This is a genomic window from Roseovarius roseus (assembly GCF_043355935.2).
In the GTDB taxonomy this organism is placed as follows: domain Bacteria; phylum Pseudomonadota; class Alphaproteobacteria; order Rhodobacterales; family Rhodobacteraceae; genus Roseovarius; species Roseovarius roseus.
Genome location: NZ_JBHFPE020000001.1, coordinates 607635 through 627518 on the forward strand (window position 1 = coordinate 607635; position 19884 = coordinate 627518).

The following is a 19884-nucleotide window of genomic DNA, read 5'->3' on the forward strand; positions in this document are numbered from 1 at the left end:
TCGCGATGGTTGCGGGTGCAATATGGAACGTATGTCCTTATTGATCCGCCCCCCATAGCGCTTTGGTGGGAATATTTTCTATATATGAGGGCAAGTCAAATGGAATGGACAGGCCTTGAGACATTTTCCAATCTTCATTGCATTGCAGGGGCGCCGCGTCGTCCTGTCGGGTGGCGGCGACGCCGCGCTGGCCAAGCTGCGCCTGCTGATGAAGACCGAAGCGCGGCTGACGGTCCTTACCCCCGCCCCCGCGCCCGAGATCGAAGCTTGGGCCGCTCAGGGGCGCCTCGCGCTGATCCGCCGCGCGATGGCGCCGGGCGATGCGCTCTGCGCTGCGCTGTTCTATGCGGCCGATGAGGATGCCGCCGAGGACGCGCGCACCGTGGCGCTGGCCCGTGCGGATGGCGCGCTGACGAATATCGTCGATAACCTAGAGGGCAGCCAGTTCATCACGCCCGCCATCGTCGACCGCGATCCGGTGACCATCGCAATCGGCACCGAGGGCACCGCGCCCGTGCTGGCGCGCAGCATCAAGGCAGATATCGAGGCGATGCTGCCGGCCACGCTGGGCCCGCTGGCCCGCGCCGCGCGCGCATTTCGCGGCATGGCCGAGGCATTGCCCATGGGCCGCACGCGCCGCGCCTTTTGGAGCGGGTTCTTCTTTTCCAGCGGTCCCGCGGCGCTGGAGCGCGGCGAGGAGGACTTGCAGGGTTTGCTCAAGGCACAGCTTGCCGCCACTCTCGGCGAGGCAAGCCAGCCGGGCCGTGTCACCTTTGCCATCGTCGCCAGCGCCGATCCCGAGCTTTTGCCGCAGAAAACGCGCCGCGTGCTGCATGAGGCCGATCAGGTGCTGCACGGCGCAGACATCTCGCCTGCCGTGCTGGACTTGGCCCGCCGCGAGGCAGCCTTCGGCCCCCTCCCCAGGGTCGCGCAGCCTCTGATCGATACGGCCGCGCGCGGCACTCACGTCATCTGTCTAGTCCCGACCGCGCCCGATGCGCGCCTCATCTCGGACTGTCACAGCGCAGGCGTGCCGCCGCAGATCATACCGGGCATCGCGCCCGTACCCGCCCTTTTCCCGCTTGAGGAGACCGCATGATGTCCCGATCAACACACCGCGAATTCACCCCGAAAGTCATTACCGCCAATGCCCTGCTGGAGGGCGATGTCGTCTACCTGACCGAGGCGGATACATGGACGCGCCAACTGTCAGAAGCCGAAATTCTGACCGACGAGGCCGATGCCGATCTGCGCCTGCTGACGGCCCAGGCCCGCGCCCGCGAGGTCGTTGGCGCCTATCTGGCCGAGATGTCTGCCACGGCAACAGGCCCCCAGCCCACGCATTTTCGCGAGGAGTTCCGCCGCACCGGCCCGTCCAATTATCTCCACGGCAAGCAGGCGGAGGCGCAGTAGATGTATACTTATTCCGAATTCGACGCGGCCTTCGTGGCCGAGCGCAACCGCCAGTTCCGCGCGCAGGTCGCCCGGCGCGTGGATGGCAGCCTGACCGAAGACGAGTTCAAGCCGCTGCGCCTGATGAATGGCCTCTACCTTCAGCTCCACGCCTATATGCTGCGCGTTGCTATCCCCTACGGCACGCTGAACGCGCGCCAGATGCGCCAGCTGGCCATGATCGCCGAGCGCTGGGACAAGGGCTATGGCCATTTCACCACGCGCCAGAACGTCCAGTTCAACTGGCCCAAGCTGGCCGATGTGCCCGATATCCTCGATGCGCTGGCCGAGGTGCAGATGCACGCAATCCAGACCAGCGGCAACACGATCCGCAACGTGACGGCGGATCATTTTGCCGGGGCCGCCGCAGATGAGGTGGCCGATCCGCGCCCCATTGCCGAGCTGATCCGCCAATGGTCCACGGATCATCCCGAGTTCCAGTTCCTTCCCAGAAAGTTCAAGGTCGCCGTGACCGGCAGCCCGATGGACCGCGCCGTGACGCTGGCGCATGACATTGGCCTGCGCATCGTCAGCCGCAACGGCGTGATCGGCTACCGCGTGATCGTGGGCGGGGGGCTGGGCCGCACGCCAATGATCGGCAAAATCCTGCACGACTTCCTGCCCGAGGAGGATCTGCTGCCCTACCTGGAGGCTGTCGTCAGCGTCTGGAACAGCATCGGGCGGCGTGACAACAAGTTCAAGGCACGCATCAAGATCACCGTGCATGAGCATGGCATCGACGATATCCGCGCCCGCGTCGAGGAACGCTATGCGCTGATCCGCCCCGCCTTCACCGGCGTCGATCAACAGCTTCTGGGCGCCATCCGCGCGCAATTCGCGCCGCCCGTGTTCCGTGAGGCGGGCACGGACGGCTATTATGCCGCGCGCGCCGCTGATCCGGTGTTTCGCGCCTGGGCCGACACCAACCTCGCCGCACACCGCGCGCCGGGCTATGCCATCGTCTCGATCAGCCTCAAGGCGCATGGCGAGACGCCCGGTGACGCCACGGCCGAACAAATGCGCGTCATGGCCGATCTGGCCGAGCGCTATGGCCATAATGAGCTGCGCATCAGCCATGAGCAGAACGTGATCCTGCCGCATGTCCACAAATCGGACCTGCCCAGCCTTCATACCGCGCTGCGCGAAGTGGGCCTTGCCACCGCCAATATCGGGCTCATCAGCGATATTATCGCCTGCCCCGGCATGGATTACTGCGCGCTGGCGACCGCCCGCTCGATCCCCATCGCGCAGGAGATCGCGACTCGCTTTGACGCGCTCAAGCTCGAGCATGAGATCGGCGAAATGAAGATCAAGATCTCGGGCTGCATCAATGCCTGTGGGCATCACCATGTGGGCCATATCGGCATCCTTGGCCTCGACCGGGCGGGGGTCGAGAATTACCAGATCACCATCGGCGGCGATGGCGGCGCGGATGCCCGGCTGGGCGACCGGACAGGGCCGGGTTTTTCGGCCGAGGATATCGTACCTGCCATTGAGGCGATCATGCTGGCCTATCTCGCGCATCGCGCGGATGCGTCCGAGACTTTCCTGCAGACCTATCGCCGTCTTGGGATGGAGCCATTCACATCCGCGCTCTACGGCGGGGAGGCTGCCCGTCCTCGCAGAAAGGCGGAGGCCCATGTCCCGGCATGAGGCGCCCATAAGCGCCCTGCAGGCGCGCGCCGATGCGCTCAACGCAGCCTATCGCCACCACTCGGCGATTGCCGTCCTGGCGCGTGCGCTGCATGACCCAGACGTGGGGCCGCTGGCGCTGGTCTCGTCCTTCGGTGCGGAATCGGTCGTGCTCTTGCATATGGTTGCGCTGGCGCGGCGCGAGACGCCGGTCATCTTCCTTGAGACGGGCATGCTCTTTGCCGAGACGCTGGTCTATCAGCAGGAACTGGCCGAGCGGCTGGGCCTGCGGGACATGCGCGTCATCCGCCCCGATCCGGCCGAGCTGAAGGCGCGCGACCCAGCCGCGATGCTGAACCAGACAGATACCGACGCCTGCTGCGCCCTGCGCAAGACGGTGCCGCTGGCGCGGGCCCTCAAAGGCTTCGACGGATGGATCACTGGGCGCAAACGCTATCAGGGCGCGGCGCGCGCGACCCTCGAATTCTTCGAGGTCGAAGCGGCGGATAACGAGCACGAAGGCCGGCTCAAGGTCAATCCGCTGGCCCATTGGCAGCGCGGCGACGCGCGCACGTATATCGAGGAAAACCGCTTGCCGCGCCATCCCCTGGTGGCCCAAGGCTATCCTTCGATCGGCTGCATGCCCTGCACCTCGCCGGTCGCGGCGGGCGAGGATGAGCGCGCGGGCCGCTGGAAGGGCCGCGCCAAGACGGAATGCGGAATCCACCTCGTAGACGGCAAATTCATCAAACAAGGAGAAAGCGCATGAGCGTTATCGTGACGGATGCGGGCTTTGGCCCCGATGACTGGACCGCGCCGATCACGGCGCTCGAGGATGCACGCGCGGGCCACGGCATCGATCTTGCCTCTTCGGTGGATCCCACCGAACTGGCCGGCCGCCTGCCCGAGATCGCGCTGATCCGCGTGGATTTTCCCAGCTCGGCAGATGGGCGCGGCTTTTCCATCGCGCGTCAGCTGCGCCTGATGGGCTACAAGGGGCGCCTGCGGGCGCGCGGGCATGTCCTGGCCGATCAATACAGCATGGCGCGGCGCTGCGGCTTTGACGAGGTGGAAATAGACGCAGGCCTGGCCGAGCGTCAGCCCGAGGATCAGTGGCTCTTTCGGGCCGACTGGCGCGCGCATGACTATCAGGCCCGCCTGCGCGGCTGAACGCCGCCTTTATTTGATCCAGCCCAAGGACTATACGGAAGGCACCGGTTTAAAACGCCGGTGACATGACCATATGAACGAGATGACCCACGTGCCCGATACCGCCGCCCAGAAGACGCCGCCGCGCGCCGCGCCCGCCCTGCCCGACGCACAGACCGTCACCCAAGTCACGCATTGGACGGACCGGCTCTTTTCCTTCCGGGTGACGCGCCCGGCCTCGCTGCGCTTCCGCTCGGGCGAGTTCGTGATGATCGGCCTGATGGGCGATCCGGACCCGGTGACAGGCAAGCAAAAGCCGCTCTTGCGGGCCTATTCCATCGCCTCGCCCTCCTGGGATGACGAGCTTGAGTTCTACTCGATCAAGGTGCAGGACGGGCCGCTGACGTCAAAGCTGCAGCATATCCAGCCCGGCGATGAAGTGATCCTGCGCCCCAAGCCGGTGGGCACGCTGGTGCATGACGCCCTCCTGCCCGGCAAGCGCCTTTGGCTCTTCGCGACCGGCACGGGTTTTGCCCCCTTCGCCTCGCTTCTGCGCGATCCGCAGACGTATGAGGATTATGACGAGGTCATCATCACACACACCTGTCGCACGGCGGGCGAGCTCACCTATGGCGCGCAGCTGATCGAGGATGTGCGCGGCAACGAAATGCTCGAAGAGCTGATCGGCGACAAGTTTGCGGCCAAGCTGCGCTATTATCCCACAACCACCCGCGAGGAGGGCCCCAAGATGGGCCGCATCACCGACCTCATGCGCTCTGGCGAGGTATTCGAGGATCTGGGCGTGCCGCCCCTCGCCCCCGAGACGGATCGCGCGATGATCTGCGGCAACCTGGCCTTCAACCTCGAACTGAAGGACCTGCTTGAGGAATACGGGCTGCACGAGGGGGCAAATTCTGCTCCGCGTGAATACGTGGTGGAAAAGGCGTTTCTTGACTAACCCGTGCCCGCCCTGCCGGACATGAAAAAGCCCGCGCCAAGTGATTGCTGCGGGCTTCTATTTTCAGCGGCGTGGCGTGGGATTACATCCCCAGCGCGGCGCGTGCCTGCTCCAGCGCGGCGCGCAGCAATTCAGGGTTATCCCGTGCCTGCTGCAGCGTTGTCTTGAGCAGCGTCTTTTGCGTCTCGTTGATGTCCGAGTCCTCGATCATCTGAGCTGCGGCATCCATGTCGAAATTCTCGACTGTCAGCGGAGTTTCAGCATCAGAAGCGGCATCAGTCGCGGCATCCGTGCCCTCGGTCGCGACGTCGGTTGCTGCCTCGGACGCGGCCTCTTCAGCGGACTCGCCCGCTTCGGTTGCGGCGCCAGTGGCCTCATCTGCAGCTTCCGTTGCCGTGTCTGCCGCAGCATCGCCGGCCTCGGTCGCCGTATCGGCCGCTGCGTCTGCAGCATCAGCCGCTGCGTCCGCGCCTTGACTGACAGCGTCGTCAACCGCCTGCATCGCATCGCTGCCCTCTTCGGACATCGCATCCACAGCCTCTTGCGCGCCTTCGGCTGCGGCATCCGCCGCGCCTTCTGCCACGTCGGCGGCGTCCTCGCCAGCGCTCTCGACCGCGTTCATCGCGTCATCGGCATTCTCCTGAACCTCATCGCTGGCCGCCTCGACCGCGTCGCCGGTTTCCTCTGCGGCGGCATCGACCTCGGCCGCAGCCTCGTCCGCAGCGGCGTCCGCCTCATCTGCGGCTTCGTCTGCGGTCTGCTCGATCTCCGCGGGCGCCTCGATCGTCTCGCCCTCGGTCTCGGTCTCGATAATTTCGGTCGGCGACTTGCCGGTGACCAGCACATAGCCGCCGATCAGCACGATCGCGGCCAGCGCGATCCAAAGAAGGTTTTTCATATCGTCATCCCCATAATATCCTTGCCGCGCCCCGTGGCCGGCGACGAGGCAATATTTCACACTGTGATATCTGCCTGCCGCCCCGGCAAGGCGCAAGGGCCATTCCCCCGGTTTCGGCGCGTATCGGCCTATTTTGCCGCTTGAATCCCGACCGAGCGATGACTACCTTGCCACCTCATAGATTTCATCAACCATCGAAGGATCAAAGCCATAGCCCGCAGACCGCACAACGCGCCGCCGACGCGCGACACAGGCCCCCGCGTCAACGAACGTATCCGTGACGCCGAAATCAGACTGATCGGGGCCGATGGTGAGAATGTCGGCGTCGTCTCGGGCCCGCGCGCCCTTGAGATGGCCGAAGAGGCAGGGCTGGATCTGGTCGAGATTTCGCCGAACGCCAAGCCTCCGGTTTGCAAGATCATGGATTTTGGCAAGTACAAGTACGAGACGCAAAAGCGTGAGGCCGAGGCCCGAAAGAAGCAGAAGATCATCGAGGTGAAGGAGGTCAAGTTCCGCCCCAACACCGATACGCATGACTACGAGGTCAAGATGCGTAACGTCTTCAAGTTTCTGGAAAACGGCGACAAGGTCAAGATCACGCTGCGATTCCGCGGTCGCGAGATGGCGCACCAGGATCTGGGCCGCGAGCTGCTGCAACGCGTGGCAGCCGATGTCGAAGGTACCGGCAAGGTCGAGAACATGCCCAAGATGGAAGGCCGCCAGATGATCATGATCATCGGCCCCCTCCCGCGCTGAACCACGACCCTCTCATTAGAATACGAAAACGGCCCGGATCACTCCGGGCCGTTTTACTTTGCGCTGCCTTTCCGTTCTAGCGGGCCGCCGCCAGCGCCCGGCGGGTCATGACACCCACCAGATGCGCGCGGTATTCCGGCGTCCCATGCAGATCGCCCATCATGCCATCTGCCGGCACGCTCAGCCCCTTCAAGGCCTCCGCGTCGAACGATTTCGACAGTGCATCCTCCGCCTCCTCCCAGCGAAAGACACCGCCCTCGGACGCACCCGTGACCGCCACGCGCACGCCCTCCGCAAACTTGGCCACGAACACGCCCACTAGCGCAAAGCGAGAGGCCGGCTGTTCGAACTTGGCATAGCCTGATGCCTTGGGCACCGGGAACTTCACCTCGACGATGATCTCGCCCTCTTCCAGCGCCGTATCGAACATGCCCTGGAAATAGTCATCGGCCGCGATCTCGCGATTATTGGTGCGGATTGTCGCGCCCGCCGCCAGCGCCGCCGCCGGATAACAGGCCGATGGATCGTTATTGGCCAGGCTTCCGCCGATCGTGCCGCGATTGCGCACCGCCGGATCGCCGATCCGCGCCGCCATCGCCGCGAGCCCGGCAAAATCGCCCGCTCCTGCGGCGATCTCGCCATGGGTCGTGCCTCCGCCGATGCACATCCGCCCCGCATCATCGGTGCAGATGCCCTTCATCTCGGCAATCCCCGACAGGCTGACCAGGACCGACGGCATCGCCAGTCGCTGCTTGAGCGTCGGAATCAGTGTCTGCCCCCCGCCAAGCGGTTGCGCCTCGTCTGTGGCCAACGCCTTGACCGCATCTGCGATGGTCGTGGGCCGCTCGATTTCGAATGCATACATCCCGTCATCTCCCAAACTGCGGCAAGCCATTCTTCTTGCCGGAAATATCCCGGGGTCCGGGGCGGAGCCCCGAAACGCCCACCTCTCAGCCCTGCTGCATCGCCTGCCAGACGCGGCCCGGCGTCACGGGCATGTCCACATGGTCCACTTTGTAGCCGCCCGATTGCAGCGCATCGACGACCGCGTTGATCACCGTGGGCGTCGAGCCGATGGCCCCCGCCTCGCCGCAGCCCTTCACGCCCAGCGGATTATGCGTACAGGCTGTCCCGTTCGAGTGGTCGATCTTGAAGAACGGCACGTCATCTGCGCGCGGCATGCAGTAATCCATGTAGCTGGCTGAGAGGAGCTGCCCGTCCGCGTCATAGGTGCAATTCTCCAGTAACGCCTGGCCAATGCCTTGGGTCAGCCCCCCATGCACCTGCCCGTCTACGATCATCGGGTTCACGATATTGCCGAAATCATCGGCGGTGGTGAATCGCTCGATCGTGGCCTTGCCGGTCTCCGGATCAACCTCGACCTCGCAGGCATAGGCGCCCGCCGGGTAGGTAAAGTTGTTGGGGTCGTAAAAGGCCGTCTCCTCAAGCCCCGGCTCCACCTCGTCGAGCGGGTAGTTATGCGGAACGTAAGCCGCCAGCGTCACGTCGCCCCAGGCCAGCGACTTATCGGTGCCCGCGACGGTGAACTTGCCGTCTTTCAGCTCGATATCCTCGTCCGAGGCTTCCATGATGTGCGCCGCGATTTTCTTGGCCTTGGCAATGATCTTCTCGGTGGCGCGCACCATCGCACTGCCGCCCACGGCGATCGAGCGTGAGCCATAAGTGCCCATGCCCATTGGCGTATTGGCGGTGTCGCCATGCTCGATCTCGATCATGTCGGCCGGAATGCCGATCATGTCGGCCACGACCTGCGGGAAGACCGTCTCATGCCCTTGCCCATGGCTGTGGCTGCCAGTCATCACGGTAATGCCGCCGGTGGCATTCACGCGCACTGTCGCACTTTCATAAAGGCCCGCGCGCGCACCGAGTTGCCCGACCAAGTTCGAGGGCGCGATGCCGCAGGCCTCGATGAAGCAGTTGATGCCAAGGCCGCGCAGCTTGCCGTTCTTCTCGCTCTCCTTGCGGCGCGCGTCAAAGCCCGGAAGGTCCGCCTGCGCTTCAAGTTTGTCGGCCAAGCGATTGAAATCGCCCGAATCATACTCGACCGCAACGGGCGTTTGATACGGAAATTCCGTGATGAAATTCTGGCGGCGCAGCGCGATGGGATCGACGCCCAGCTCCCGCGCCGCTTTGTCTATGACACGCTCCAGCTGATAGGTTGCCTCGGGGCGGCCCGCGCCGCGATAGGCGTCTACCGGAACGGTATTGGTAAAGACCGCGCGCACATTCACATAGACCAGCGGCGTCTTGTAATTGCCTGCCATCAGCGTGCCGTGCAACCATGTCGGGATCGAGGGCGCGAAGGTGCTCAGATACGCGCCCATATTGGCCAGCGTATCGGTACGCACAGCAGTAAAGTTGTTATCCTTGTCAAGCGCCAGTTCGATCTTGGTCACATGGTCGCGCGCCTGCGCATCGCTCAGGAACGCCTCGGACCGGGTGCAGGTCCATTTTACTGGCCTGTTCAAAGCCTTGGCGGCAAAAGTGCAGAACGCCTCCTCGGCATAGTGATAGATTTTCGAGCCGAAACCGCCGCCCACATCCGGGGCCACAACGCGCAGTTTATGCTCCGGGATGTTCAGGACAAACGCGCCCATCAGCAGGCGGATGACATGCGGGTTCTGAGACGTTGTGTAGAGCGTCGACTCGCCCGTGCCGCGGTTGAAGTCGCCGATGGCAACGCGCGGCTCCATGGCGTTGGGAACGAGGCGGTTGTTGATCAACTCAACGGTCGTAACATGTGCGGCATTCTTGATCGCGTCATCGACCGCCTGCTTGTTCTCTTCTACAAAACCCCAGTCAAAACAAAGGTTACTGGTCAGCTCTTCATGCACTTTCGTGCTGCCATCCTCCAATGCCTTCGCCATGTCAATGACGGCGGGCAGTTCCTCGATATCGGGAATGATGGCCTCGGCAGCATCCCGTGCCTGATCGCGCGTCTCGGCCACGATGGCGGCGATGGGATCGCCCACATGGCGGACATGGGTTTCGGCCAGCACCGGGTGGCGCGGCTCCTGCATGGGGTTGCCGAAGCGGTCGGTCACCTGCCAGCCGCAGGGAATCGAGCCTGCAGATTTGAAATCATCGCCGGTAAAGATGCGCAGCACACCCGGCATCTTTTCCGCCTCGCTCAGGTCCAGCCCGTTCAGCTTGCCATGGGCGACGTCCGAGCGCAGGAAATGCACATAGGCCTGACCGCGCAGGTTGATATCGTCGGTATAGTTGCCGGTGCCCGACAAAAATCGAACATCCTCGCGCCGTTTCGGGCTGGCGCCAATGCCGCCATGATCGGGTGCATTATCCTTGGGCATATGTCTCTCCCTGGGGTTGGCGGGTGGGCGTCACTCGGCGGCGATGCCGCCGGCGATCTGGCTCACGTCCTGGCCGCTTGCGGCGAGGATCGCCTTGACGATGTTATGATAACCGGTGCAGCGGCAGATATTGCCACTGAGATAGCTGCGCACCTCGGCCTCGGTCGGCTTGGGGTTGTCCTTCAGCAGGGCTGCCGCGCTCATCACCATGCCGGGCGTGCAAAAGCCGCATTGCAATCCGTGATAGTCCTGAAAGGCCTGCTGGATCGTGTTGAGCGTGCCATCGGGCGCCGCCTGCCCCTCGATCGTGTCAACCTCGGCGCCCTCCGCCTCGGCGGCGAACATGGTGCAGGCCTTGACCGCCTTGCCATCGACATGCACGACGCAGGCGCCGCACTGGCTGGTATCGCAGCCGACATGCGTGCCGGTCAGTCCCAGCGTTTCGCGCAGGAAATCGACAAGCAGCGTGCGGCCCTCGATGGTGCCGCTCGCGGTCTTGCCATTCACGGTCATCGTGACCTGTGACATGGGCGCCCTCCCTATGAGCTATCTTTGTTATTGCCCCGGAGTTAAGCACGGAGATACCCGGTTGAGAAGACTGTTTTTACACCGATTTCTTGCCGCGGCGCGGCATCGGGCGGCTGGGTATCTCCTTGAGCAGCCCGCCCACCCCCATCGCGGCGATGTCGCCCGAGGTGACAGGGATACCGCAGGCGATGCGCGACAGCACCCAATCCGCGCCATTGAGGCTGGGCGCACGCGCGCAGCCGGGCAGGCCGATGACGGGCCGCGCGCCCAGATGGCCCAGAAAGAGCAGGTTGCCGGGATCGACCGGCATGCCAAAGCGCGTCACTTCGCCCCCCGCGGCGCGCAGCGCTTCGGGCCCCGTATCATGCGCATCGGACGTGGCCGAGGCCGTCAGGATCAGGACGATGTCGCCCTCGGCCTGTGCCACGGCAGCGGTGAGCGGCGCGGCGTCATGGGGCACGTGCACCACGTCGCAAAGCGTCATGTCCAGCGCCTCGACACGCGCGGCAATAGCGTCCCTGCCCTTGTCGCCCGCCCCTGCTGATGTCTCGGTCACGATCAGGGTCGCGGTCCGGTGCTGCGGTGCGGCAAGGCGCACGGCACCGCGCGATATGTCACAGGCGCGCCCCAGATCGGCGCCCGGCACGGCGTAGGAGATGATCTTGACCGTGGCGATCATGCCGCCTCGGCCCATCTGGGCCATGTCCGGGACAGTGGCGATGGTGATCATCGGATCGACGCTATTGGCCTCATGGATTGCCTCGGCGTTCAGCCGGACAACGCCCGGCCCGTCGGCAATCAGGTTGACGCGCCCCGTGCCCGGTGCGCTCAGCCGGATGCCTTCGGCCCCTTTGGCCAGCGCTTCGGCCAGATGCTGCGCGGCGGTATCCTCGTGCAGATCCTCAGGCGCCAGACGCGCGACGGTGACCGTCTCCAGTCCCGCCGCGCGCAGTTGATCCAGATGCTCCGACTCCAGCAGCAGCCCCTTGCGCAGGCGTCCGCCCGGCACGGCCTCGGAGTGGGCGAGGATGGCGCCAATCGCCGCCTCCAGCGGAACGGGCCCGAATTTCACGCGCCGCGCCTCAGCACCTGGGTCATCTGGGCAAGGATGCTCAGCGCGATCTCGGCCGGGCCTGCCGCGGCGATATCGAGGCCGACAGGCCCATGAATGCGCGCCAAATCGGTATCGGAGAACCCGGCATCCCGCATCCGGTCCAGCCGCGCTGCATGGGTCCGACTGGATCCCAGCGCGCCGATATAGAACACGTCGCTGCGCAGCGCCTCGGTCAGGGCCGGATCGTCCAGCTTGGGGTCATGCGTCAGCAGCACCAGCGCCGTGCGCCCGTCCAGCCCAAGCGCGCGCACGCCATCATCAGGCCATTCGTCCATCAGGGTCACACCCGGAAAACGTGCGGCACTGGCGAAGGCCGCGCGCGGGTCGATCACGGTGGGATCATAGCCCACCTGACGCGCCATCGGCACCAGCGCCTGCGCGATATGGACGGCGCCCACGACGATCAGGCGCAAGGGAGGATTGTGAATGGCAACGAAGGTTTCGCCATCCTCGGCAAAGCCCGACCTATCCATGCGAAAACGGTTCTCATGCCCCTTGGTCTCGACGCGGGGCGGGCCATCCGGCGGGCTGACCAGCGCGGCGGCGCGGCGCGCCTCGCGAGCCTCCACCAATTCGGCAAGAACCGCCTCGGGCAGCGCTGTGCCGATGGGCTGCACCAGAACGCGGATCGTGCCGCCGCAGGCAAGGCCCACCGCAAAAGCATCGCCATCCGCGACGCCATATTCCAGCATACGGGCAGCCCCCTCGGACAGCGCCTCAATCGCCTCGGCGACCACCGCGCCCTCTACGCAGCCACCCGAGACCGAGCCCGCCATGTCCCCCGCGCCGGAGATCGCCAGCATCGCGCCGATGCGGCGCGGCGCGCTGCCCCAAGTCTGCACCACGGTGGCCAGCGCTGCCCCGCGCCCATCCCGGTGCCAGTCCAGCGCGATGCGCGGAATATCATCCAGATCATCCATGAGAAAACCCTCCGCCCCCAATATGGGGCGGAGGGCCGAAACACTCAATCGGAACTCGCGTGGCGGGTGGTTACTGTTGCGCCTGGCGGTCTCCGCCCAGCAGCGGCGTGATGTTGCGCACGGCGCCGCGGCGGTTGGCGCGAACATCGCCCTGCTGGCGGATACGCAGATCCTGCTCACCATAACCCTGCACGATCATGTTCGACGGCGGTACGTCGAAATACTCGGTCAGCGCCAGGGCGACCGATTCGGCGCGGCGGTCCGACAGGGCGAGGTTGTAGCTTGCGTCGCCCACGGTGTCGGTATGCCCCTCGATCAGGAAGACCTGTCCGGGATCCTCCTCAATCGCGGCGGCCATCGCGCGTCCCAGATCTGCAAGATCCTGCGCTTCTTCCGATCCAATCACGGCCGAGCCGGTCTTGAAGTTGATCGCATCCAGCGCGATCACCGGCACCAGGTGGCGCACCGCGTCGATGCGGCGGATCTGGTTCAGCGAATAAGTCCGGTCGGGCAGCGTGCCGTTGGCCGAATCAAGCGCAGCGCGCAGCTGATCCACGTCAGATGTGCTGTAGTCGTAATCACTTGCGCGGTTGGCCTGCGCGCGCTCCAGCTCGTTCACATCGACGCGGGCAAAGCTCTGGGTATCGTCAAACAGCACGACACTGCGCCCGTCGGGCAGAATCCGTGTGCGGCGCAGAACCCTGCCATCGGCGGCGCGGATGGTCACGGTCTGGCTGCCATCGGCGGCGGTCACAGCGCTGCGGGTCGACCCGTCAGAATAGGTCTGGGTCTGCACATCGCTGCCGGGACGGCGCAGAAGCGTATCGTCATCCTTGATGATGCGGTAGCCGCCCGAAGGCTCCTGCACCACGACACGGTCGCCGGTATTCGAGACAACCTGCCCGCCGCCATCCAGCATCCGGCCGATCGCATAGGCGCCAAGTCCCGCTGCGGCGGCGATGCCCAGGTTCTGCAGCAAATCATTGTCATCATCCGCAGTATTGGGTGCAACAGTCTGCGCCGCAGCAGCATTCTGGCCGCTGGCGGAGGTGGTGAATTCCTCGTTAGAGGCGCGCGCATCCTCTTCGGTCACGGTCACGTCTTGAGTCTCGACCACTTCGCCTTCATCCGATGCAGCGGCAGCAGTAGCTGCGCTTTCATCGGCAAGCTCGGCCGCGCTGGCCTGATCTTCGGCGCTGACCTCAGGAAGGACATCAGGCGCGGAATTTTCAGTAGATTCCGTGCGTGGGGCCTCGCCGACGATCTCAGGTGTAGCATTCTCACCCGATTGAGCCGGCGCCGCCTCCTCGACGGCCTCCGCGGCCTCGCTCTCAGCGTCGACCGGAGCCTCGGCTTCGGATTGTGCGTCAACTTCGGCCTCTGCCTCGGCGGCCTGCTGTGCTTCAGGCTCTCCTTCGGCTGTCGCGGCAGCTTCTGCCTCGGTCTCAGTTTGCTCGGCAGCCTGCGCTTCTGCTTCGGCCTGCTGAGCCGCTTCCGCTTCTACTTCGGTTTGCTGGGCTGCTTCTGCCTCTGCTTCGGCCGTTGCGGCTGGTTCTTCCTCTGTTTCCGCCTGCTGGGCCGCCTCGGCTTCCGCTTCGGCTTGCTGGGCTGCTTCTGCTTCTGCCGTAGCGGCAGCGTCAGCCTTCGCCTGCTCAGCCGCCCCTGCTTCGGCTTCGGCCTGCTGCGCTGCTTCTGTCTCTGCTTCGGCCGTCGCGGCTGCTTCAGCCTCGGCTTCCGCTTGCTCGGCCGCTTGCGCTTGGGCTTCGGCCTGCTGCGCTGCTTCTGCCTCTGCTGCGGCCGTCGCGGCTGCTTCAGCCTCGGCTTCCGCTTGCTCGGCCGCTTGCGCTTCGGCTTCGGCCTGCTGCGCTGCTTCTGCCTCTGCTGCGGCTTCTGCTGCGGCTTGGGCTTCTTCCTCTACGCGCGCGGCCTCTTCTGCAGCGGCGTCCACGGCTGCTGCTTGTGCGGCCTCATCGGCAGCGGCGACTTCGGCAGCAGCTTGGGCGGCCGCAGCACCTGACTCCTGTTCGGTCGATCCCGTAGCCGGGTCTTCGCCGAGAACATCCGACATCAGGTCTTGAGCGGCGGAATTATTCTCGTTCTCGGCCAGCCGCATGTCGACGGCCGACTTGCTGGCAGCAGCTTGGGGCTGCGCCTTGTCATAGGCGGCGCCGGGCAGCGGTGCGGCAGCGTTCAGGACGAGGGCTAGGGCGGTTGTCGAAGTCAGCCAATGGCGAATCATGTGAATACTCCTGTGGGCTAGGGTGCAATCGGGCACGGCGCGGCGCGCCGGGCGGGAATTTGCACCTACAACGCGCGCATATCCCCGATCGTTCCCCACATGAGCAGCGGCCTTGTCAGCGCAGGCGCATCAGGCGAGTCTTGTCGCCCGCCGAATTCGGCGTGGCGAGGGCCGCGGCCAGATCCTCGAGCGTGGCGACCGAGTGGCAGGGCAGCAGCGCGTCGACATGCGGCAGCATCGCGGCGATACCCTGCGCCTTGGGCGCGAACCCGTCCCAGCGCAGCAGCGGGTTGAGCCAGACCAGCCGCCGCGCCATCAGCCGCAAACGCTGCACCTGCGCGGCCAGCGCGTCCGGCGCGCCCCGGTCCAGCCCGTCGGTGATCAGAAGGACCAGCGCGCCCTGCCCCAGCACCCGGCGCCCCCAGTCGCGGTTGAAGGCGGTCAGGCAATCGCCGATCCGCGTGCCACCCTCCCAATCCTGCACCTCGCGGCCCGCAGCGGCGAGGGCGGCATCGACATCCCGCGTGGCCAGGTGCCGGGTCACGTTGGAAAGCCGCGTGCCGAAGGTAAAGGCATGGACCTGCCCCCAACCGCCTCTGGCCGCCGCCTGACTGCCGGCGCGGGTATTGGCGACGGCATGCACGAAATGCAGCACCATGCGGCTATATTGGCTCATCGAGCCTGAGATATCGCATAGAACCACCAGATCGGGCGGCTTGGCGCGCGGGGCGCGGCGGACGATCTGGGTGATCTCGCCGCCCCGGCGCATGGCCAGCCGCAAGGTCGCGCGCGCGTCCAGCACGCGGCCCCGCGCATCCGCACCCATCCGGCGCGAGGGCAGCGGCGGCACCGGCAGGGTCAGTTGCGCCAGCATACGCTTGGCTGCGGCGATTTCATCGGCGCCCATCTGTTCGAAATCGAGGCTGCGGAGCCGCTCGCGCGCCGAATGCGTGGCACTTGAATCGATCTCCAGCACCGCCTCCTCGCCTTCAGGCTCGGGCATCTCGCGCTCGGGCGCCTCCGCCCCGTCCAGCAGCGCCTCGGCAGCGCGTTTCTCGGCCGCCTGTGCCGTGCGGTCCTCATTGAGGCCGCGCATGGCCGGCAAGAGCGTGGCCATCATATGCTCGAGAAAGCGCGGATCGCGCCAATAGAGGCGGAAGATCTGGGCAAAGACGGCGCGATGCTCAGGCCTGGTCACGCAGGCGGCGTGGAGCGTCCAGTAAAAATCAGTGCGCGAGGTAAAGCCCGCTGCGGCCACCGCGCGCACGGCATCGACGATACGCCCAGTGCCCACGGGCATCCCGGCACGGCGCAGCGCGCGGGCGAAATGCACGATATTCTGGGCAAGGCGCGGGTTTTCCGGGATGTCGAGGTGGGGATATTCTGGCATGGCGCAGCGCCGGGGGTTCTACCCCCGGACCCCCGGAGTGTTTGCGGAATAATGAAAGAGCAGCCTCATGCGGGCGCGATCGCGGCGCGGGCCTGATCGAGAATGCGCGTGGCCTCGCTCGAATTCAGCTTGGCGATATCGTCCTGGTATTTCAGCAGAGCGCCCAGCGTATCGGCGATGACCTGCGGGCTGAGCGCAACGGCATCAAGCGCAAGCAGGCACTTGGCCCAGTCGATGGTCTCGGCAACGCCCGGTTTCTTGAAGAGATCCTCGGTGCGCAGCGCTTGGACAAAAGCGACCACCTCGCGGCTGAGCTCGGCAGGCAGCTCGGGGGCGCGGGCGGCGAGGATCTGCGCCTCGCGCTCGAAATCGGGGTAGTCGACCCATGCATAGAGGCAGCGTCGCTTGAGCGCGTCATGCACCTCCCGCGTCCGGTTCGAGGTGAGGATGACGATGGGCGGCACCTCGGCCTTGATCGTGCCCAGCTCGGGGATAGTGACCTGGTAGTCGCTGAGCGCCTCCAGCAAAAAGGCCTCGAAAGGCGCGTCGGTGCGGTCCATCTCGTCGATCAGCAAAACGGGGGCGCCGCCGGGCTGGGGACGCATGGCCTGCAGAAGCGGACGCTCGATCAGGAACTCATCGGTGAAGAGGTGATCCTTGAGCGCGCCGCTATCCGCGGTGCCCCCCGCCTCGGCGGCGCGCAGGGCGATCATCTGAGCGGCGAAATTCCACTCGGCCACGGCGCTCGACGCATCCAACCCCTCGTAGCATTGCAGGCGGATCAGGCGGCGACCAAGCGCCGCCGCGATGGCCTTGGCGATCTCGGTCTTGCCGGTGCCCGGCTCTCCCTCCAGAAACAGGGGACGGCCCAACCGCAACGCCAGGAAAAGCGCTGTGGCAAGCGCACGCCCGCAGACATAGCCCTCGGCGGCGAGCATGGTCTGCACGTCCTCGATCTTGGTCACCTGTCCCATCCTGCCCCGCCTTCATGTTCCGGTCTTGCGGGCCACCCGCGCGGCCCTTTCCGGCATCCTGTCGCGCCCCCGGCGTGCTGTCCAGCAAACCACACGGATTTTTCCAAATTTTGCCTGAATTGAGGCATAGACAGAATGCTGATACCTGCCCTTTGGCAACCGCCGACAGAAGCGAGGACGATATCGATGCAAGACGCGCCCGACAGTTTGGATACGCCCCTCGCCGATCTTGGCGGGCGCGAGGCGTGGCTGGAGAAGGTCGCCGACATCGCCTCGGAGGACGGCTATGTCGAGCGCCTGGGTGAGCGCCACAGCGCGATTTTCATCGAGGACAAGCCGACGCTGCTGGTCACCTTTGAGACGCATCAGGGCATCGAGGCGCTGTCGCGCGACGCACAGCCCTTGGGCTGGGACATGGTAAAGGCGCTGGGATGGTCGCATCTGTGCCTGGTGTCAGAGGGCGACACCTGGTTCCGCGACAAGGCGGTCTATGGGTATTTCGACCGGCTGATCGATGACGGCTTCTTCGAGGATTTCGATCAGGTCATCTTCTATGGCGCCGGCCCTTGCGGCTATGCCGCCGCTGCGTTCTCGGTGGCCGCCCCCGGCGCCAAGGTGGTGGTCCTCGCCCCGCAGGCAACACTGGACCCTCGTGTGGCCGAGTGGGATGACCGCTATCGCCACATGCGCCGCACCTCCTTTACCGATCGCTACGGCTATGCGCCCGACATGCTGGATGCAGCCGCGCAGGCCTTTGTCCTCTACGACCCCGAGGATGACCTGGACGCGATGCACGCCTCGCTTTTCACGCGCAAGAATGTCACGCTCTTTCGCATGCGCTTCATGGGTCCCGAGCTGGAAGCCGGGCTGATGCGCCTGCAGATCCTTTTTCGTATTCTCGCGCAGGTCAGCGCGGACAAGCTGGACCCTGCGGCGCTTGCCCACATGTTCCGCGCGCGTCGGCGCGATGGCGGCTATCAGTTCAATCTGCTGCAGCGCCTCAAGCGGGATGCACGGCACTACCTGATCGTGCTGCTTGCGCGCAAGGTGCTGGCGCAGCGCAACGCGCGGCCCTTCCGCCGGGCGCTGGAGGCGGCGACAAAGACCGCCGAAGAGGATGGCATCCGCCTGCCTCCGCCGCCGGATGAGGATGCAGACGTTTTCACTCCAGACAGAGCCCAAAACCCCTAGGTCAGCGCGAGGCGGCATCTTTTGCCCGCCCGGGTCTGGTGCGCTTGGCGGCAGCGGTGTATTGAGCGCGGCATGACAGATCAGCTGACCCTGCGCGTTCCCGATGACTGGCACCTGCACCTGCGCGATGGCGCGATGCTGCAGGCGGTCCTGCCGTGGACAGCCGCGCATTTCGCCCGCGCCATCATCATGCCCAATCTGGTGCCGCCCGTGGTCACCCGCGTCGATGCCGAAGCCTATCGCGCGCGCATTCTCGCGGCCCTGCCAGAAGGCGCGTCCTTTCAGCCCCTGATGACGCTCTACCTGACGGAGGAGACGGAAGCAGATGACGTGGCCTCGGCCCATGCGTCAGGACTGATTACGGCAGTCAAGCTATACCCCGCAGGCGCCACCACCAACTCTGCCAGCGGCGTTGCCGATTTCGACCGGGTGCAGGGTGTGCTGGAACGCATGGCCGAGATCGGCCTGCCGCTTTGCGTGCATGGCGAGGTGACGGACCCGGCGGTTGACATCTTCGACCGCGAGGCGGTTTTCATCGACCGGGTGCTAGACCCGCTGCGCCGCCGCGTCCCGGGCCTGAGGGTGGTGATGGAGCACATCACCACGTCCCAGGGGGTCGATTACGTCAGATCCGAGAACAGCAACCTTGGCGCGACCATCACCACCCATCACCTCGTGATCAACCGCAACCATATCCTCGCGGGCGGCATCCGCCCGCATTACTATTGCCTGCCCGTCGCCAAGCGCGAAGAGCATCGCCTGGCCCTCCGCGCCGCCGCCACCTCGGGCGATGCGCGCTTTTTCCTTGGGACCGACAGCGCCCCCCATACCGACCCGGCCAAGCTTCAGCCCTGCGGCTGCGCCGGCTGCTTTACCGCACCCAACACGCTACCCATCCTTGCGCATGTCTTCGAGGAAGAGGGCGCGCTGGACCGGCTCGAAGCCTTCACCTCGCTGAACGGGCCCGCCTTCTACGGGTTGCCGCCGAACGAGGGCACGCTGACACTCCGCCGCGGCGCGCCCGACCTGCCCGCCCAGATCGAGACCGAGGACGGCCCCGTCACCGTCTTCGATCCGGGCTTTACACCGAACTGGCACGTCTCCACACGTTCTTCTTGCTGAAAATACCCTCGCCGAAGGCGAAATTGAATAAATCTCAAGGCATTGAGAGAGCGCTTCTTTCGGCCGTGATCTTATTCGCAGTGATAAACCATTGTGCGACACCATCTACTCAAGAGCATGATGAATAAGATTACATATTGTAGTAGCGGTTAGAAGGCGGCCAACCAAGCAAAGCGACGGCATTAGGGATCTTGAGACCTGCCCTCTGGAAGCAGAAGTCAGGCGCTTT

At 65.1% G+C, this 19884-nt stretch carries 18 protein-coding genes; 9 read left to right on the forward strand and 9 right to left on the reverse strand.

All coding sequences use genetic code 11. The annotated features are described in order from the left end of the window. The first annotated feature begins 115 nt into the window (after positions 1 to 115). From ACEWPL_RS03110 to ACEWPL_RS03135, 6 genes are all read left to right on the forward strand, one after another. Positions 116 to 1099 carry an NAD(P)-dependent oxidoreductase gene (locus ACEWPL_RS03110; RefSeq protein WP_393934594.1) on the forward strand — a complete coding sequence of 328 codons (984 nt, stop codon included), beginning with the start codon at positions 116 to 118 and terminating at the stop codon, positions 1097 to 1099. Then, positions 1096 to 1413 carry a DUF2849 domain-containing protein gene (locus ACEWPL_RS03115; RefSeq protein WP_393934592.1) on the forward strand — a complete coding sequence of 106 codons (318 nt, stop codon included), beginning with the start codon at positions 1096 to 1098 and terminating at the stop codon, positions 1411 to 1413. Before ACEWPL_RS03110 ends, ACEWPL_RS03115 begins: the two co-directional genes overlap by 4 nt. After that, positions 1414 to 3105 carry a nitrite/sulfite reductase gene (locus ACEWPL_RS03120; protein WP_393934591.1) on the forward strand — a complete coding sequence of 564 codons (1692 nt, stop codon included), beginning with the start codon at positions 1414 to 1416 and terminating at the stop codon, positions 3103 to 3105. Beyond that, positions 3092 to 3853, forward strand: a complete 762-nt coding sequence (locus tag ACEWPL_RS03125) for a phosphoadenylyl-sulfate reductase (RefSeq protein WP_393934590.1) — start codon at positions 3092 to 3094, stop codon at positions 3851 to 3853. Before ACEWPL_RS03120 ends, ACEWPL_RS03125 begins: the two co-directional genes overlap by 14 nt. Continuing rightward, positions 3850 to 4254, forward strand: a complete 405-nt coding sequence (locus tag ACEWPL_RS03130) for a DUF934 domain-containing protein (RefSeq protein ID WP_393934589.1) — start codon at positions 3850 to 3852, stop codon at positions 4252 to 4254. The genes ACEWPL_RS03125 and ACEWPL_RS03130 overlap by 4 nt, the downstream gene beginning before the upstream one ends. Before the next feature lie 73 nt (positions 4255 to 4327). Next, positions 4328 to 5191, forward strand: a complete 864-nt coding sequence (locus tag ACEWPL_RS03135; protein WP_393934588.1) for a ferredoxin--NADP reductase — start codon at positions 4328 to 4330, stop codon at positions 5189 to 5191. Between the two features lie 82 nt (positions 5192 to 5273). Here the strand turns inward: ACEWPL_RS03135 and ACEWPL_RS03140 are convergent, their stop codons facing one another. Continuing rightward, on the reverse strand, positions 5274 to 6089 hold the full coding sequence (locus tag ACEWPL_RS03140) for a translation initiation factor 3 (RefSeq protein ID WP_393934587.1): 816 nt from the start codon (positions 6087 to 6089) through the stop codon (positions 5274 to 5276). Positions 6090 to 6299: 210 nt separating this feature from the next. Here ACEWPL_RS03140 and infC point away from each other — a divergent pair, with 210 nt between their 5' ends. Next, positions 6300 to 6845 (forward strand): translation initiation factor IF-3, encoded by a 546-nt coding sequence (infC, locus tag ACEWPL_RS03145; protein WP_393935361.1) that lies wholly within the window; start codon positions 6300 to 6302, stop codon positions 6843 to 6845. A 76-nt stretch (positions 6846 to 6921) separates the two neighbouring features. On the opposite strand, the gene ACEWPL_RS03150 is transcribed toward infC, so the two are convergent. From ACEWPL_RS03150 to ACEWPL_RS03185, 8 genes are all read right to left on the reverse strand, one after another. After that, positions 6922 to 7710 (reverse strand): FAD binding domain-containing protein, encoded by a 789-nt coding sequence (locus ACEWPL_RS03150; RefSeq protein ID WP_393934586.1) that lies wholly within the window; start codon positions 7708 to 7710, stop codon positions 6922 to 6924. Between the two features lie 85 nt (positions 7711 to 7795). Then, entirely contained in the window at positions 7796 to 10177 is a 2382-nt protein-coding gene (locus ACEWPL_RS03155; RefSeq protein ID WP_393934585.1) for a xanthine dehydrogenase family protein molybdopterin-binding subunit, read from the reverse strand. A 30-nt stretch (positions 10178 to 10207) separates the two neighbouring features. Then, positions 10208 to 10705: a (2Fe-2S)-binding protein gene (locus tag ACEWPL_RS03160; protein ID WP_393934584.1), complete on the reverse strand. Its 498-nt coding sequence runs from the start codon at positions 10703 to 10705 to the stop codon at positions 10208 to 10210. A 76-nt stretch (positions 10706 to 10781) separates the two neighbouring features. After that, the gene (locus ACEWPL_RS03165; protein ID WP_393934583.1) at positions 10782 to 11777 is read right to left on the reverse strand and encodes a molybdopterin-binding protein; all 996 of its coding nucleotides are present in this window, start codon (positions 11775 to 11777) and stop codon (positions 10782 to 10784) included. After that, positions 11774 to 12739 (reverse strand): XdhC family protein, encoded by a 966-nt coding sequence (locus tag ACEWPL_RS03170; RefSeq protein ID WP_393934582.1) that lies wholly within the window; start codon positions 12737 to 12739, stop codon positions 11774 to 11776. Before ACEWPL_RS03170 ends, ACEWPL_RS03165 begins: the two co-directional genes overlap by 4 nt. Before the next feature lie 70 nt (positions 12740 to 12809). Then, on the reverse strand, positions 12810 to 14978 hold the full coding sequence (locus tag ACEWPL_RS03175) for an OmpA family protein (RefSeq protein ID WP_420744324.1): 2169 nt from the start codon (positions 14976 to 14978) through the stop codon (positions 12810 to 12812). A 115-nt stretch (positions 14979 to 15093) separates the two neighbouring features. After that, complete coding sequence (locus ACEWPL_RS03180; RefSeq protein ID WP_393930211.1) at positions 15094 to 16368, reverse strand: vWA domain-containing protein; 1275 nt, start codon at positions 16366 to 16368, stop codon at positions 15094 to 15096. 65 nt (positions 16369 to 16433) lie between these two features. After that, the gene (locus ACEWPL_RS03185) at positions 16434 to 17342 is read right to left on the reverse strand and encodes an AAA family ATPase (protein WP_393930209.1); all 909 of its coding nucleotides are present in this window, start codon (positions 17340 to 17342) and stop codon (positions 16434 to 16436) included. Positions 17343 to 17528: 186 nt separating this feature from the next. Here ACEWPL_RS03185 and ACEWPL_RS03190 point away from each other — a divergent pair, with 186 nt between their 5' ends. Continuing rightward, positions 17529 to 18533, forward strand: a complete 1005-nt coding sequence (locus ACEWPL_RS03190; RefSeq protein ID WP_393930207.1) for a phosphoadenosine phosphosulfate reductase — start codon at positions 17529 to 17531, stop codon at positions 18531 to 18533. A gap of 72 nt (positions 18534 to 18605) precedes the next feature. Then, on the forward strand, positions 18606 to 19655 hold the full coding sequence (pyrC, locus tag ACEWPL_RS03195; RefSeq protein ID WP_393930205.1) for a dihydroorotase: 1050 nt from the start codon (positions 18606 to 18608) through the stop codon (positions 19653 to 19655). Positions 19656 to 19884: the final 229 nt, after the last annotated feature.